Source organism: Winogradskyella aurantia (assembly GCF_002266855.1).
Classification (GTDB): Bacteria; Bacteroidota; Bacteroidia; order Flavobacteriales; family Flavobacteriaceae; genus Winogradskyella; species Winogradskyella aurantia.
Map to the genome: position 1 here is coordinate 124,010 of NZ_NGJN01000008.1, position 15,623 is coordinate 139,632.

The 15,623-nt window shown below is 37.9% G+C and carries 13 protein-coding genes; 2 read left to right on the forward strand and 11 right to left on the reverse strand.

Annotation, left to right across the window (positions count from 1 at the left end; all coding sequences use genetic code 11):
- Positions 1–11 precede the first annotated feature (11 nt).
- Genes CA834_RS13785 through CA834_RS13805 form a run of 5 tightly spaced genes read right to left on the reverse strand, consistent with a single transcriptional unit; the run spans position 12 to position 7,930 of the window.
- Entirely contained in the window at positions 12–1,490 is a 1,479-nt protein-coding gene (locus CA834_RS13785; protein ID WP_094969303.1) for a DUF389 domain-containing protein, read from the reverse strand.
- A 2-nt stretch (positions 1,491–1,492) separates the two neighbouring features.
- Positions 1,493–2,575, reverse strand: coding sequence for a mannose-1-phosphate guanylyltransferase (locus CA834_RS13790; RefSeq protein ID WP_094969304.1), 1,083 nt, complete (start codon positions 2,573–2,575; stop codon positions 1,493–1,495).
- On the reverse strand, positions 2,572–3,171 hold the full coding sequence (locus CA834_RS13795) for a SprT-like domain-containing protein (RefSeq protein WP_094969305.1): 600 nt from the start codon (positions 3,169–3,171) through the stop codon (positions 2,572–2,574). Before CA834_RS13795 ends, CA834_RS13790 begins: the two co-directional genes overlap by 4 nt.
- Positions 3,172–3,206: 35 nt before the next feature.
- Positions 3,207–7,268, reverse strand: a complete 4,062-nt coding sequence (locus CA834_RS13800) for an FG-GAP-like repeat-containing protein (RefSeq protein ID WP_240507618.1) — start codon at positions 7,266–7,268, stop codon at positions 3,207–3,209.
- A gap of 14 nt (positions 7,269–7,282) precedes the next feature.
- Positions 7,283–7,930, reverse strand: coding sequence for an HAD family hydrolase (locus CA834_RS13805; protein WP_094969307.1), 648 nt, complete (start codon positions 7,928–7,930; stop codon positions 7,283–7,285).
- A 149-nt stretch (positions 7,931–8,079) separates the two neighbouring features.
- Here CA834_RS13805 and CA834_RS13810 point away from each other — a divergent pair, with 149 nt between their 5' ends.
- Entirely contained in the window at positions 8,080–8,967 is an 888-nt protein-coding gene (locus CA834_RS13810) for a DnaJ C-terminal domain-containing protein (protein ID WP_094969308.1), read from the forward strand.
- Position 8,968: 1 nt separating this feature from the next.
- Positions 8,969–9,265: a chaperone modulator CbpM gene (locus tag CA834_RS13815; protein WP_094969309.1), complete on the forward strand. Its 297-nt coding sequence runs from the start codon at positions 8,969–8,971 to the stop codon at positions 9,263–9,265.
- Positions 9,266–9,268: 3 nt separating this feature from the next.
- Here CA834_RS13815 and CA834_RS13820 read toward each other — a convergent pair whose 3' ends face one another.
- The 6 genes from CA834_RS13820 to porV form a co-directional block, all read right to left on the reverse strand.
- Positions 9,269–9,955 carry an SDR family NAD(P)-dependent oxidoreductase gene (locus tag CA834_RS13820; RefSeq protein WP_094969310.1) on the reverse strand — a complete coding sequence of 229 codons (687 nt, stop codon included), beginning with the start codon at positions 9,953–9,955 and terminating at the stop codon, positions 9,269–9,271.
- Complete coding sequence (locus CA834_RS13825) at positions 9,948–10,910, reverse strand: M20/M25/M40 family metallo-hydrolase (protein WP_094969311.1); 963 nt, start codon at positions 10,908–10,910, stop codon at positions 9,948–9,950. Before CA834_RS13825 ends, CA834_RS13820 begins: the two co-directional genes overlap by 8 nt.
- Before the next feature lie 85 nt (positions 10,911–10,995).
- Positions 10,996–12,633: a pyruvate dehydrogenase complex dihydrolipoamide acetyltransferase gene (locus CA834_RS13830; RefSeq protein WP_094969312.1), complete on the reverse strand. Its 1,638-nt coding sequence runs from the start codon at positions 12,631–12,633 to the stop codon at positions 10,996–10,998.
- A 3-nt stretch (positions 12,634–12,636) separates the two neighbouring features.
- Complete coding sequence (gene pdhA, locus CA834_RS13835) at positions 12,637–13,635, reverse strand: pyruvate dehydrogenase (acetyl-transferring) E1 component subunit alpha (RefSeq protein WP_094969313.1); 999 nt, start codon at positions 13,633–13,635, stop codon at positions 12,637–12,639.
- Between the two features lie 112 nt (positions 13,636–13,747).
- Entirely contained in the window at positions 13,748–14,230 is a 483-nt protein-coding gene (gene cdd / locus CA834_RS13840; RefSeq protein ID WP_094969314.1) for a cytidine deaminase, read from the reverse strand.
- A 79-nt stretch (positions 14,231–14,309) separates the two neighbouring features.
- The gene (gene porV, locus CA834_RS13845) at positions 14,310–15,575 is read right to left on the reverse strand and encodes a type IX secretion system outer membrane channel protein PorV (protein ID WP_094969315.1); all 1,266 of its coding nucleotides are present in this window, start codon (positions 15,573–15,575) and stop codon (positions 14,310–14,312) included.
- Between the last annotated feature and the right edge of the window lie 48 nt (positions 15,576–15,623).

The following is a 15,623-nucleotide window of genomic DNA, read 5'->3' on the forward strand; positions in this document are numbered from 1 at the left end:
TCAATAGCCTTTTACTTTTGTTTAACGACTAATTTATTCCGATTCAATTTCACCTTGAGCCATTCTTCTAATTTTTTTGAATCTTTCGCAATAGATGCTGGTGTTGACAAGGAATCTATCCATTTAATCGTGAAAACCGCCGTGGTATCAATCTTACTAAAGTTAGAGGTTATTTCTTGAGCAAAAGTTATACTTTCAAGATTTTCATAATTGATTTTAGCTTCTTCAATAATATTTTTAAACGGAATTTGGTTACGCTCTAACCCAGACAATGTCCTCAATTTATTTTCAAGGTAGGTTATCTTTTGCCCTTGGGATAACAAATCTAAGGAATCACGGGTTCGCAGTTCTTCCATATATTCCAAATTATTTATCGCACGGTTTCGTATCTGATTTATCGATAGTTTTGTGCCTCTTAAGGCGGCATAAGCGGGATCATTAAACCTAGCTTCAAGCAACTTACGAGTATCTTCTGAAATCTCATCAGTTCCAAAGGGAATTAATTCTATTATAGAATTACCTTCTGGATCATAAATAGGATTCGCATTCTTTTTTATATAATTTTTATTTGGTAAGGTTTCTAATTCAGTATTTATAAAATCCCTTGCCGCAATTTCAAATCGACTCTTTTTTAATACATCAACAAATGTGAATACGGCTGGCACCATAACGATAATGGCTAATAGGGACGCTATTCTTGCTATACGCTTGCGCTTTTTAGAGTTTGCGTATTTAAGCATAGGAAAGCGCAAGACTTTTATAACCAAAAACGTTGCCAATGCAATAAATATGGCATTAATAGTGAAGAGGTACATAGCACCACCAAAGTAACTCCAATTGGCTTTGGCCAGACCATAGCCCGCTGTACAAAGCGGCGGCATTAAAGCCGTTGCAATGGCCACACCAAAAATTACTGACGCAATAGTACCTTTCTTTGTACGTGCAATAATCAATGCAGACCCACCAAAAAAAGCTATTAACACGTCTCTGATATCGGGTTTAACCCGCCCAAGTAGTTCTGAGGTATCCTCGCTCAATGGAAAAAACCAGAAGAACAAAAAGGCAGTCAGTAAACTCAACACAATCATTGTTGCCAAATTGATAAGTGATTTTCTTAACGTATCTATATCATTGATAGCAATGGACATTCCAATACCCAATATGGGTCCCATTAAAGGCGAGATCAACATGGCTCCAATAACCACCGCTGTACTATTGGCATTAAGACCTATGGATGCTACAAAAATTGAACACACCAAAATCCACGCTGTAGCCCCTTTGAATGAGATGTCACCTTGTATGGCTTTAATTGTTTCGTCCCTGTCCGTGTCTTCCCTAAAATCCAAGAGTTCCGTCAAAAAGGTTTTTATACTGGTAAATAACCCTTTGGCATCCTTTCTAACAGCTTCTTTTTTTTCTTCTACAGCTTTATCCTTATCGATGTTTTTTTGTTCATCTTCGGAAAAATTGAACTTACTTTCTTCGCTCATCTTTAACCATATTTTTCTCCAAATTTGGCCTTAACATTTTGGAGTACATTTTTAATATCTTGTTCCTTTGCCTTAGGAAAGATAAGTAACACTTCTTCTTTATCTACAACAATATAATCCTTAATACCGTCAATAACAACGATTTTATCCTTATTTGATCGTATCATATTACCTGAAGCATCTTCCAACAAAACCTTAGAATTAACGATGGCATTGGCATTGTTATCTTTATCTAACTTATCGTATAAGCTTCCCCAAGTCCCTAGGTCATTCCAGTCAAAATCAGCAGGAATAACATAAACGTTTGAACTTTTTTCCATAATAGCATAATCCACAGAAATATTCTCTGCCTTTGGATAGTTCTCTTGTATAAACTTATCTTCTGAATCTGAATTATACGAGTCATAACCACTTTTGAAGAGTTGATACAATCCTGGTTGATTGGTCTTAAAGGCTTTAAGCACAGATTTAACGCTCCACATAAAAATTCCTGCATTCCAAAGAAAATTACCCTGATCTAAAAAGGTCTTTGCGGTTTCATAATCTGGTTTTTCCCTGAATTGCTCAACAGTCTTAATCTGGCTTGTTGAGGATTTATCGTACTCAATATAGCCATAACCAGTATTCGGGAAACTGGGTACAATACCTAAGGTCACTAGTGCATCATTCGCCGAACAATAGTCAAATGCTGTTTGAATATTATTAGAAAAAGCTTGCTCATCTTCAATCCAATGGTCGCTTGGAGCGACTATCATAAGGGCATTTTCATTTTCCTTATGAATTTTTAGTGCTGCATATAAAATACAAGGGGCTGTATTTCTCATCGCAGGCTCCAAAACAACTTGTCTTTTGGTAACTGTTGGTAATTGTTCATGGACCAAATCATTGTAACGCTCGTTAGTAAGAATAAATATATTCTCTTCTGGAATAAGCTTTGAAAGTCTATTGAATGTCTTTTGAATCAGGGTTTCACCAGTACCAAGCATATCGTGAAATTGCTTAGGGAAATTCTGGGTGCTTATTGGCCAAAATCTTGAACCGACACCTCCTGCCATAAGAATGGCGTAGTAATCTTTATTTTTCATTCGTCTATGAGTTCTACTTCAGCGTTTGGATTAAACAAATATAATCTACCTGAATTAAGTTCCATACACTCAATGCGTTTTCTTCGTTTAATACCTTTTTTGAAAATTCTCCCATTGTATAATTTAAACGAAGCACCTAATGGCAGTTCAAACACATAGGTTTTATCCTGATTCTTATCAAATTGTTTTAAAGCCAATGCTAAATGTATGTCTGTATCACTCGACGCTTTTGGGTTTTTAAAATGGTTCGCTAATAATGGCAAAATACTCGAGGGAAAAACATCTGGTCGTAAAAAGGGCAATATTAAATGCTGAAACGTAGATTTCCATTCAGCACCATGTGGCTTAATTGTATAGCCGTATTTTTTATAGGCTTCAAAATGTGCAATCTCATGCAGCAGTGTTACTAGAAATCGGTAGCTATTTAAATTAGCATTTACTGTAATTTGGTGTTTTCCATTTGGTAGTGACTTGTAGTCTCCATGCTTGGTTTTACGTTCTTTTTTGATTTTCACAACCAAGTTGTCCTGAGTCATAAGAGCTTTAATTTGAGGTTGTGCGGCGAGCGGAATATATTCAAAAAGACTTATTTTCATATGAGCTATACCAAAAAAATAGATTTAAAGTTTGATTAATTTTTTACGATAACTTTCTTAGTATTTCCATTGATATTTAGCAAATATAAGCCAGAAGTTATATCTATTAATTGTATGGTTGTTGTATTAGTCTGGTCGTCAAAGTTTCTGCCATTAATTGTAATGCGACGGCCACCAATATCATACATTTCTATGTTATCTGAACTGTTGGTCGCCGTAATATTTAGTTCTCCATTAGTGGCTGGATTAGGAAATACCAATTGTTCTGCCAATGGGTCACCTATATTAATGTCGCCTCCAAAGAAATAGGGAACGGCAAACGCAAATGCCTCTTCTGCAACTGCTTGACCAATAAAACGCCCTGGTATATCATCCGCAGGAGGGTGTATACCACCCCAAATACGACTTAAACTTGTTTGGTCTGACGCATCCCTATAGGTGGCCCATTGAAGCACCACATCAACAGAAGGCCCACGTTCAAAGACGAGGAACTCATTCTGTTTGGCCACGAACTCGCCTAATCCACCTGGAAAATATTCACTACCCGTCATCATGGTAAGCAGTTCTGCTGCTGCACGAGAATATGTGGAGTGACCTGAAACATAGCCTGCAAATGGCGGTGTTACAAACGTTGGCCTTTGATAAGGATACCAACCTGACGCCCTTATCCATCCTACGCCTGCCTGATCTGTCTCGGGATCATTAATGAAATCGTGCCCTTTCCAGGTATACAGTTTTATATCCCCAACATATTGATTCGCAAACCCTGCCAAAGGATCACCCTCTTGAATAACCTCAACATAACCATCAATTAACGGTATGCCTGAAACATCATAATTGTCTAAATCGGGATTTGAACTTTGTCCTCGTTCTGCCATAGACCTAATAGCAGAAATAGGTCTGATATAATCATACCAACCTTTAACGCTCCATGCTGCGACAGCAGCGTCATGCATTCCACCGCCTAAAATAAAGTAAGCCTTAACATCCCATTCCAAAGGAATTAATATATCGCCTTCTCCTCGAAATCGTTTTTCAAATTGTGGATGATCGCTTACATAATTCAAAATTGTAAACCAATGGCCTGGCGGTGTTTCAGAATCTGGTCCATCAGCCCAAAACTCTGCCAAAACCCTAGCATAGTCACCTCTCGGCACCATATTTACTTCATAAGGGCTACCTGTTACTGGATTCAAAGAATGGCCTTCACCAATACTGCCACCATTAAAAAAGTCATAAAAATCGGGATAATTAGAAAAATCTGAAGGAAAGGTATCGATGTCCACATTACCAATTGAATTTGGCGATATATCCCACATGACCCCATCTGCAGGATCTAAGTGCGATTGCCAAACAGATACCATTGAAAATCCCCACTTATACTGGTCACTGGAGCTATTCGATTCTGTTAAACTTATATACGGAGGGTCGGAGGGGTCATGGAAAACATGATATTGATTCCCATTGCGCTCATAGGTTACTTTATCTTCTTCCGTTAAGGAAAAAGAATATACATTGCCCCATTCTGGACTCAAAAATGCTGGGACCTCCCCGTCTACTAAATTTCCACCTTGATCAATAAAAATATCGAGTGCTAAAGGTTGCCAACGGTTGGGGTCAACTATCGGTTCATTGTCGGCAATATCTAAGGCATAGGGTGGATTTACAGGTTCGTAGTAGGCATTGTCGTAGCCTGTTGCTTCACGCGACCCATCCTGTAAACCATAGTCAATGATGGTTTGGGCCACATAATTTCCTAGGGCAGCTGCATTGCCAAATGCGTAATTTAACGACGTGATATTAATATCATATCCTAATTTCTCCATTAATAAATCAAATCTTGCCCGCGATTCCTCGGCACCAGGTGAATTTTGAAATCTATGGGATAGTAACCTATACATAGCATAACTTATAGCCCGTTTCAACGATGCTTCTTTACTTTCAATTAAAACAAAGTCTTCCAAATCACTACTAAAGCCATTCACCATATTACCCATAAGATAAGGTCTTGCCTCGTCATCATAAATAGCCCAGATATCATACATGGCAATACTGGTATGAAATAAATTTCTTGCATGTATGGTAGGTCTGGCAAAATCATCCCTTATGGCTTCTAATAGTGCTTCATTCCACAATCTGGCAACTGAGATACTCTCGGGTAAACTTTCAGTTCCTAAAGCAACATTTAGCGTTACCGGTAAACTAGAACACTGACTATCTGTTTCAATCACCGAAATACGTCCTGATTCTTCAATATGCCACTTCACCAAGATAGAACTTGTTCCTTGACCACTTAAAATTTCGCCACCACTAACTTGCCACTGTGCTGTTGAACCAACTGATAATGCATAATTATAGCTATCAACACTTAAGAATGCACTATTGTTATTTCCAACTATAGCCTGAGATTCCAAATAGGTGCAAGACCCATCATCTAGGGTAGCTTCAGGGTTATAGGAACAGGACACAGGGTCTGTACAACCATATATTTTTTGACTTGGTGGAAGGTCTAAAACTACGAACCCTTGACCTTCTGTTGCTCTAATTGTCGTATTAGAGGATAAATTCGTATAATTTTCAACCAAACCTGAGGGCCATTTTATTTCTACGCTTTGAATGTCCGAGGTATTGCCTAAACCAAAATGGACAGCTTGTAAACTCTGACTTAAAAAACCAACACCGGAGTAATAACGCTTATAAGCACCAGTACTTGTGGTTAAAGAAATTGTGGTGCCGATGGCGTCTCTATTGGATACTGTTCCTTGAAGTTGGATTTTAAACCAATTGTGGACGGTATCCGTATCATCAAAATTTAACATCTTATTTTCATACAAAAAGGAAGGTCCATCACTGTTGGAGACGAACAAATCAATATCGCCATCATTATCATAATCAAAATCCACGGCTTCAACACTAATTGTAAGTTCATTCAAACCTAATTCCTGGGAAGCATCTTCAAAGGTGGGCTGTCCCTGCGCCGTAAGATTCCTAAAATAAAAATTGGGTTCCGTACTCCTATCCTCAAAAATATAACCATTAGTTACAAACAAATCTTCATCGCCGTCTAAATCAAAATCTGAAAATCGAGTTCCCCAAGACCAGAGCGTATTCCCCACATTTAAGTTGTCTGCAACGTCGCTAAAAGTATTATCTCCATTATTCTCCAAAAGAAAATTATTATCTATTGCAGTAATGAAAATATCAAAATCTCCATCGTTATTATAGTCGCCAAAAGTAATACCCATGTCATCACCCATGGTATCTACACCAAAGGCTTGGGCCTGCTCTGTGAAAGACGTCCCATTATTATTTATATATAGATAATTTGCCTCGTCAAAGTCGTTAGATACATACAAATCCATAAAACCGTCCTCGTTAAAATCGAACGGAAATGCCACGTAACTAGCTAGATTACTAATTTCCTGTATATTAGTACTTAAAGTAACGTCTGTGAAGGTATTATTACCATTATTTCGGTAAAGTTGGTTGGAACCGCACTCATCCCAGTCATTCACATAAATATCCAACAAACCATCATTATTATAATCAAACCACGTCGCACCTGTATTTAGGCATTGATTGATACTCTCAAATCCTGCAATGGATGTAATATTCACAAAGGAGCCATTACCAAGATTTCTCCAAAGCTGTACTTTCAATGCATAGGTTAAGAATAAATCTGGAAACCCATCATTGTTATAATCTCCCCAAAAGGCCCCGCCTTTAAAACCGTCGAAGGCAAAATGATCATCTCCACCTTCATCGATAGTCAATAAACCTTCGAAACCTGCAGCGTCAGTTACGTCAGTAAATGACCCGTCATTATTATTCCTAAAAAGTCGGCTTAGTGTTTTAGGACTATCTATATTATCCTTTGCTTTGGCTACGACAAAAATATCCAAGTCATTATCACCGTCGTAATCTGCTATCGCAACACCATTATTCTCCTCTAATACGTCAAGTCCAACAATATCCTCTACTCTATCAAATACCTGGCTTTGCAACACACCATTATAAACAAAGCATAATACAATGGTAATTAGAATACGTTTTAATCTCGGCGGTGTTTTAACCATCTCTAATCTTTTTAATAACAATAAAATTAAAAAAACTATAGCAGTTTCTGTAATTCTAACATACTATCAAATGTCTTTGTTGCTCTAGGGGCCAATTCACTTTTATAATCATGGGCAGTAAACCCAAATACATCAAAACCTCCATTAATTGCCGCATCAATGCCTATGGGGCTGTCTTCGATAACAAGGCATTCATTAGGGTTATATCCCATAGCTTGGGCAGCCCAAAGAAAAACAGCTGGGTCTGGCTTCCATTTTTGGACCTTGTAGCAACTAAATATTCTATTTTTAAAATAAGGCAATAAGCCTGTAAGTTCTAAATTTAATCTTATTTTATTTTCCGGACCACTTGAAGCAACACAAAAAGGAACTTTAAGCGTCTTAATTAGCGCTTCAACACCTTCAACTGGCTGAATTTCCTTTTTAAACCTTTCAAATGTTCGGGCTCTGTAATCGGTTTCAAAATGAGTTGGCAAATCGCTTGGTATTAGTGACTCTACTTTAGACATACAATGGTATAGGGAGTTCCCTTTAAAATATTGATAGGCATAATCTAAACTGATGTTAGCACCAAGTTCATTCGCCATGTCTACCATTACTTGGTTACCAATGGGTTCGCTATCCACAAGAACTCCATCACAATCAAAAATGATACAATTGTATTTCTTATTCGTTCTGCCCATTGTTTTTAAGATTTCTCAACAATAATGTGATATCTAACTTTTGATTATACCTTTAGAAAGAGATGACAAGAATCATTGTTCTTAAATTAGAAAACTATTAAATTCGTCCTATTAAGATTCAAACATAAGCAATTTTAGTTTTTTCGAGGATGGCCTTTATTGATTATTACAAGATACTTGGAGTTAGCAAAAATGCAACTGATGCAGATATTAAAAAGGCCTACAGAAAATTGGCAAGAAAATATCATCCCGATCTAAATCCCAACGACAAGGAAGCTGAAAAAAAATTCAAGCAACTCAATGAGGCCAATGAAGTATTAAGCAATCCTGAATTCCGAAAAAAATATGATAAATATGGAGAACATTGGAAAGAGGGCGATTCTTATGAAGAAGCTAGACGCCAACAACAGCGCCAAAGGCAAGATACCCGCTATTCAAAGGATTTTGAATCACAGCAGTATTCTGACTTTTTTGAGTCCATGTTTGGCGATGCATTCTCCGGTGGGCGCCAAGGATCTCAAATAAAATATCGTGGTCAAGACTTTAATGCTAGACTGCAATTGAATTTAAAAGATGTCTATACTACCCAAACCCAAATAGTAACGGTAAATGGAAAGAACATCAGGTTTAAAATCCCTGCTGGAGTACGTAATGGACAAATCATTAAAATTAAGGGTAAAGGAGGCAAAGGTATCAATGGTGGACCAAATGGTGACTTATTTATAGAATTCGATATTATCAATAACACATCGTTTAAACGCGATGGAGACAATCTATATACTTCTGTTGACCTAGGCTTATACAAAGCTGTTTTAGGTGGAGAAGTAACCATTGAAACGTTTGACGGAAAAGTTAAAATGAACATCAAACCTCTAACCCAAAATGGCTATCAGGTTAAGTTAAAGGGTAAAGGATTTCCAAAGTATAAGAAAGAAGGTGAATATGGAGATCTTTTCGTGACGTTTAATGTAAAACTACCTGAAAAGTTAAGCTCTGAAGAAAAGCAACTTTTTGAAAAATTAGCGAAATTGAAATGACATGACAAATGACTATTTAATACCACTTCCCGATCTATGTACTCAATATGAAATGGAAATGTCGTTTTTCATAAATCTTGAGGAATACGGTCTAATAGAATTTATTTCAGTGGAAGAAACCTACTTTATTCACAAAGACCATATTGTGAATCTTGAAAAAATCCTACGACTACACCAAGAACTAAATCTTAATTTAGAAGGCATAGATACTGTCTTCAACCTTTTGCATAAAATTGATATTTTAAAGACTGAATTAAACGATGTAAAAAATCGCTTACGCCGTTACGAAAACGAATAAGATTTAGGGGGTTGAATTCGAAACCTGTAAAACTTTCCCATTGAAATATTTATTCCCTGTGAGGGAGAAGTCCAAGATATATTCTGCCATTTCTAAAGCAGAGGTTGGAGCTTCATAACCAGGAAATGCCTCTTCCAACATTTCGGTTTGTACCGCCCCTAAAGCCAGGACGTTAAATTGTGGTCCCGTAGCCTTATATTCTTCGGCCAATAATTCTGAGAGGGTAATGACGGCACCCTTACTTGAGCTATATGCAGCCAGCCCTGGGAATTTCATACTGCCCTGTATACCTCCCATAGAACTAATAGTAACCACGTGCCCCTGTTTCTTCATAAATGGTAAGACCACTCGTGTTAATTCGGCCACTCCATAAACGTTAGTTTCGTAAACTTTCGCAAAATCTTTTAAAGTGGTTTCTGAAAATGGCTTGTTGAGAAGCAGTCCCGCATTATTGATTAAAATATCAACACTGTTCCAGTTTTCTTCAACAAAGCGTTCAACATTTCTATAATCGTCTACATTACACAAATCAAAAGAAAATGAGCTAACGTTTTTAATCCCTAAATCTTCGATAGGTTTAGCATTTCTCGACAAGGCTAGGACATTATGACCTAATTCGCTAAATAATTTTACCAGCTCAAATCCAATACCTCTGCTCGTTCCTGTTATAATTACGTTTTTACTACTCATCATTTAAGGTTACTTCTTTTGTTGCAGCGTTCATCATTCCTTCTAGTGCTGGCAGCATCTTATTAATGAATTTAGCCATGTGTCCATAGTCCATTTTATCGGCTTCGTCATCCACATGATGATAATAATCATAATTAGTAAAATCAAATGTTGAAATAGCGTGGGCCGGTATATTCAGCTCTTTAAAAAAAGGATAATTATCGGATCTAAAGAATAACTTAAATTCTTTAGCCTTCGGAAAAAATCCAATAACCTCATCATCTGCATACCTGTTCAGTGTAGGTGCAAAATTTGAGCGCTCATAACCACTCATATAAGCCATAGCTAGTCCTTCAGCACGGGGGACACCTATCATTTCAAAATTTATCATTGTATAAGCATCCAAACCAATGGATTTTAAGCGTTCAGCCAAATGACCAGAGCCTCGTAATCCCATTTCCTCGGCAGAATAGAGCGTTATTAAAATACTTCTTTTGTTGGATTTTGAATTTGAAAAATAGCGCCCTATTTCCATAGCCGCTATAGTACCTGATGCATCATCATTTGCACCATTTGCTATAATATCTCCATTAACCTCAGTACCCTGACCAATGTGATCATAATGCCCTCCTAAAATGATATACTCATCTTTTAAATTAGCATCGTTACCTTCAATAAGGCCAACAATATTATAACCAGTTATAGAGTTGAAATTAAACGAGTCCCTATAGGTTTCAAAATATGGTTTTATATTATGTTCCTTAAAGTAATTCTCTATATACTGAGCTGCCTTTTCAATGCCCTCAGTACCTGTTGCCCTTCCCGCCAATTCATCCGATGCTAGGTACTCCATACTTTTCTTAATGGACTCTGCATCAATTGTTACTGATTTCTTGTTGGTTGATGTGCTTTTCTTGCCTGAAGAACAAGACAATGCTACTAAACTCAGCAGAAGCAGCAATACTATTTTTTTCATTTCAAGTGTATTAGTGTTTAAAGATAAAAAAACCTATTTCTTTAAATGAAATAGGTTTCAAATATTAAGATAATTTAGGATTTACTTAAACCAACATGGTTACAGGGTTTTCAATATAGCCCTTCAACGTTTGCAAGAAAAGTGCACCTGTTGCTCCATCAACAGTTCTGTGGTCGCAAGCCATAGATAACTTCATGGTATGACCTACGACAAGCTTACCGTCCTTAACTACTGGCTTTTCTACAATAGCCCCAACTGATAATATCGCTGAATTAGGCTGATTAATGATTGATGTAAAACTCTCAATACCAAACATTCCCAAATTGGAGACCGTAAAGGTACTGCCCTCCATTTCATCTAGACTTAATTTTTTATTCCGAGCTCTTGATGCATAATCCTTAACCGCCGCACCAATTTGTGGTAAACTCTGTTCATTGGCAAATCTCACAACAGGCACTACCAGACCATCTGGAACAGCAACCGCAACACCAATATGCACATGATTATTTAAACGCATCTTGTCATCAAACCACTGTGAATTTACCTGTGGATGTTGTCTTAAGGCCAAGGCACAGGCCTTCACAATCATATCATTAAATGAAATTTTAGTGTCTGGCAAGGAATTGTATTGTGCTCTAAACGCCATGGCATTTTCCATATCAAATTCCACATTAAGGTAGTAATGCGGTGCTGTGAATTTAGATTTAGCTAAATTCTTGGCAATGGCCTTGCGCATATTGGAGTTGGCAACCTCATCATAATCCTCTTGCCCGCTTGGTACAAACTTAGCCACTGGAGCAGAAGAGGCCGAAGCCGCTTGTTGTGGTGTGAAGTTTTCAATATCCCTTTTTACAATCCTGCCATTTTCACCACTTCCCGAAACTTGAGAAAGACTAATTCCCTTTTCTTCAGCCATTTTCTTAGCTAAGGGTGAGGCAAAGATTCTTCCATCAGTAGCCTTATTTTCTGAACTATCCTGACTTGGCGATGGAGGCGTTTCTTCTTTTTTAGATTCTGGTTTTGGCTCTTCTTTCGCAGGTTCCTCTTTCTTATCATTACTTTCGGACGAGGACCCTTCAGGCTTAAAGTTTTTGGCTATGGCCGATACGTCAGTTCCCTCGGGACCTAAAATAGCTAGAAGTGCATCAACTTTTGCTGACTCTCCCTCCTTCAAGCCAATATAAAGTAAAGTACCTGACTGAAAGGATTCAAACTCCATGGTTGCTTTATCCGTTTCAATTTCAGCTAAAATATCTCCTTCTTCGACTTCATCACCTACTTTTTTCAACCAACTCGCTACTGTACCTTCCTCCATCGTATCGCTTAATCTTGGCATAGTAACCACAGTAACCCCTTCTGGTATATCTGCAGTTTCAGTATCTCCCGAATCATGATCTGAAGTTGTAGATTCATCTTCAGAGGCTGGTTTTTCGGTATCATCTGGAGTCGTATCAGAACCATTAAGCAATCCTGATATGTCTTCACCCTCTTCACCTATTATAGCCAACAATTGGTCTACCTTTGTAGTTTCGCCTTCTTGAACACCAATATGGAGCAAGGTTCCTTCATAAAAGGACTCAAATTCCATGGTGGCCTTGTCAGTCTCAATTTCAGCTAATATATCTCCTTCTTCAACTTTATCTCCTACTTTCTTTAGCCATGTAGCAACGGTACCCTCTTCCATGGTATCGCTGAGTCTTGGCATATTTATTACTTCTGCCATAAATTATAATTTATGTGGTATGAATGGATAATCTTCTTGTTCGTAAACAGCATCATACATTACGTTCTTCTCTGGAAATGGCGACTCATCCGCAAATTTTTCACACTCAGAAACCCTTGCTTTTACACGCTTATCTATTTCCTTGATTTCCTTTTCAGTAGCGTATTTCTTTTCGAGAATAATATCTTTTATCTGTGTGATTGGATCTATCTTTTTATACTCCTCAACTTCTTCCTTGGTTCTATAATGTTGCGCATCAGACATTGAATGACCCCTGTAGCGATAGGTTTTAACTTCTAGGAACGACGGGCCTCCTTCAGTTCTTGCCCGTTCAATAGCTTCATCGAAAGCTTCAGCAACCTTTATGGGGTTCATCCCATCAACAGGACCAGAAGGCATTTCATAACCAAGGCCTAGTTTCCATATGTCCGTGTGACTGGCAGTTCTCGCAACTGATGTTCCCATCGCATAGCCATTGTTCTCACAAACAAAAACAACAGGAAGATTCCATAGCATTGCCATATTAAATGTCTCGTGTAATGAGCCCTGCCTTGCGGCTCCATCACCGAAGAAACATAAGGTCACTGCATCCCTATCATGATACTTATCTCCAAATGCCATACCAGCACCTAAAGGAATTTGACCTCCAACGATGCCATGGCCTCCGTAAAATCTGTGTTCTTTTGAAAATATATGCATGGATCCGCCCAAACCCTGTGACGTCCCGGTTGCCTTCCCATACAATTCTGCCATAACCCGTTTTGGGTCCTCTCCCATTCCTATAGGTTGCACATGATTACGATAGGCTGTAATCATTCTATCCTTGGTTAAATCCATGGCATGTAAAGCGCCTGCCAGCACCGCTTCTTGACCATTGTACAGGTGGAGAAAGCCTCTAACTTTCTGTTGGATGTAAACTGCAGCGAGTTTATCTTCAAACTTACGCCAGAAATACATCTCCTCATACCAGTTTAGGTAAACTTCTTTGGTTATTTTTCGCATGTCTTTATAAAATCATTAAAAACGAATAACAAAAATAACACTTTAGAGACGAATGTAGAAACAGTATATCTTAAAATAATTGACCCTGATTAATATAGTATCCACGAAATCGTTATAGAACTGAGTTTTCAAAAAGGAGTGGCAACAAATTTGCCAAAGAGCCTGATTTAACGACCTTACCTTTGGCACCCATAAAATAAATTTCAATAGGTTTCTGTTGTTTTATCTCGTATTCTGCAATAGCCTGTCTACAAGCACCGCAAGGCGCTATAGGTTTATCCGTAACCTTATTCCTTGATGAAGCTGTTAATGCCATCATTCTCATGTTTACATTCGGAAACTTAGCATTCGCATAATAAATGGCGGTACGCTCGGCGCATAAGCCTGAAGGGTAGGAGGCATTTTCTTGATTACTACCCACTATAATTTCATCATTTTCAAGAAGTATTGCTGCTCCAACATTAAATTTTGAATAAGGCGCATAGGCTGCTTCCCTAACCTCAACTGCTTTTTTCATTAAGGATTGCACCTGAACAGGTAGCTCAGAAATATCTTCATAAACTTCTAACCTTGTCTCTATTTTTACTTCTTTCATGTTGCTTCTTCTTTTAGACAAAAAAACTATTGCCTTTTTCAAAACAATAGTTTTTTTTATAACTAAAATGCTTTAAAACCTAATATTCATTGTACTCACCAGCCCCAAAATTAAATGTCAATGAAAAACGTAAGGTATTTTCTAATGGACTCTGTACTTGAGATGCTGAAAACAGATAAGACAGGTCTATATTTATGGTTGTATACTTAAACCCAGCTCCCAATGTAAAAAACTTTCGGGCTCCTTTATCGTCTGCTTCATTGAAGTAACCTGCCCTAAACGCAAACGAATCTTGATAGGTGTATTCTGCACCCAATGCCCATGTAAACTCTCTTAGTTCTTCACTGAAACCTCCAGGAGCATCTCCGAACGATTGGAAAACACCTGTTAAAAATCCAACATCATTGTCTTGGCCATCAATAATATATGTATTGTTGGTTATAGAGGCTTCCTCTTGTTCAGGGGTTTGAAAATCACCGTCATCTGGATTAAAAACGCCATCTCCGTTTTCATCTGTAAATACAATCCTATTACCCCTTAAAGGTGGGGTTGGTACAAGATATTTTGTAACTTCACCTGTAACGGCGAGTTGGTTATATTCATCAAATATGAAATCAAACCCACCTCCAAGTCTTAGTATGGTTGGTTGAAAAACTTCACTTGCGCCATCGTCATAACTAAATTTAGGTCCTAAATTCTGTATGGCAAATCCTGCTCTCCAGCGTCCATTAAAATCATTGTAAGCCTGTTCTTCACTTTGATAATATCCCGTTATATCCGCCCCAAAAGTACTACCTGGGTTTGCGTTGGGATCTACTGTATCAATACGCAATGCCGACCTCATGTAGCGCAAGGCTACAGCCATGGCAAATTGGTCACTTAAGCGCAAAGAGTAAGCTAAATCAATAGCGTATTCGTTTGGTTTTACGGCAATACCCGGATCGTTAGCATCTTGGGTTAACACAATTTCACCTAGCGAGAAAAACTTTACACTCCCAGAAAATGCACTAAACTCATTAATTCTGTTATAATACGTTGCGTAGCTCAAGGAGATGTCATTAACAAGTCTAGTAAGATATGGAGTATAACTAAGACCTAAGCCAGATTTAGACTCTGAAAAGGCGTATTTCGCTGCGTTCCATTGTTGTGAAAATCCATCAACGGAGGTTGCGACACCAATATCTCCCATACCAGATGACCTAGCATCGGGAGCGACCAGCATAAAAGGCATACCAGTTGTTATAACTCTACTGTCATTAGGGTTTGGAATTAATTGGACTGTATTTTGTGCAAATGAGAGATTAAGCGCAGTTAAAGTAATTAGGGTAAATACGTATTTCTTCATCGTTGTCTTTGTTATTAATGCATACGTGCAGGCATTAATTTGGTTAGC

Coding starts and splice junctions, on each gene's coding strand:
- CA834_RS13825 (WP_094969311.1), bottom strand. CDS start 10,910: ATGAAAAAAATAGTATTGCTGCTTCTGCTGAGTTTAGTAGCATTGTCT.
- CA834_RS13790 (WP_094969304.1), bottom strand. CDS start 2,575: ATGAAAAATAAAGATTACTACGCCATTCTTATGGCAGGAGGTGTCGGT.
- porV (WP_094969315.1), bottom strand. CDS start 15,575: ATGAAGAAATACGTATTTACCCTAATTACTTTAACTGCGCTTAATCTC.
- CA834_RS13795 (WP_094969305.1), bottom strand. CDS start 3,171: ATGAAAATAAGTCTTTTTGAATATATTCCGCTCGCCGCACAACCTCAA.
- CA834_RS13785 (WP_094969303.1), bottom strand. CDS start 1,490: ATGAGCGAAGAAAGTAAGTTCAATTTTTCCGAAGATGAACAAAAAAAC.
- cdd (WP_094969314.1), bottom strand. CDS start 14,230: ATGAAAGAAGTAAAAATAGAGACAAGGTTAGAAGTTTATGAAGATATT.
- CA834_RS13810 (WP_094969308.1), top strand. CDS start 8,080: ATGGCCTTTATTGATTATTACAAGATACTTGGAGTTAGCAAAAATGCA.
- CA834_RS13830 (WP_094969312.1), bottom strand. CDS start 12,633: ATGGCAGAAGTAATAAATATGCCAAGACTCAGCGATACCATGGAAGAG.
- CA834_RS13815 (WP_094969309.1), top strand. CDS start 8,969: ATGACAAATGACTATTTAATACCACTTCCCGATCTATGTACTCAATAT.
- CA834_RS13805 (WP_094969307.1), bottom strand. CDS start 7,930: ATGGGCAGAACGAATAAGAAATACAATTGTATCATTTTTGATTGTGAT.
- pdhA (WP_094969313.1), bottom strand. CDS start 13,635: ATGCGAAAAATAACCAAAGAAGTTTACCTAAACTGGTATGAGGAGATG.
- CA834_RS13820 (WP_094969310.1), bottom strand. CDS start 9,955: ATGAGTAGTAAAAACGTAATTATAACAGGAACGAGCAGAGGTATTGGA.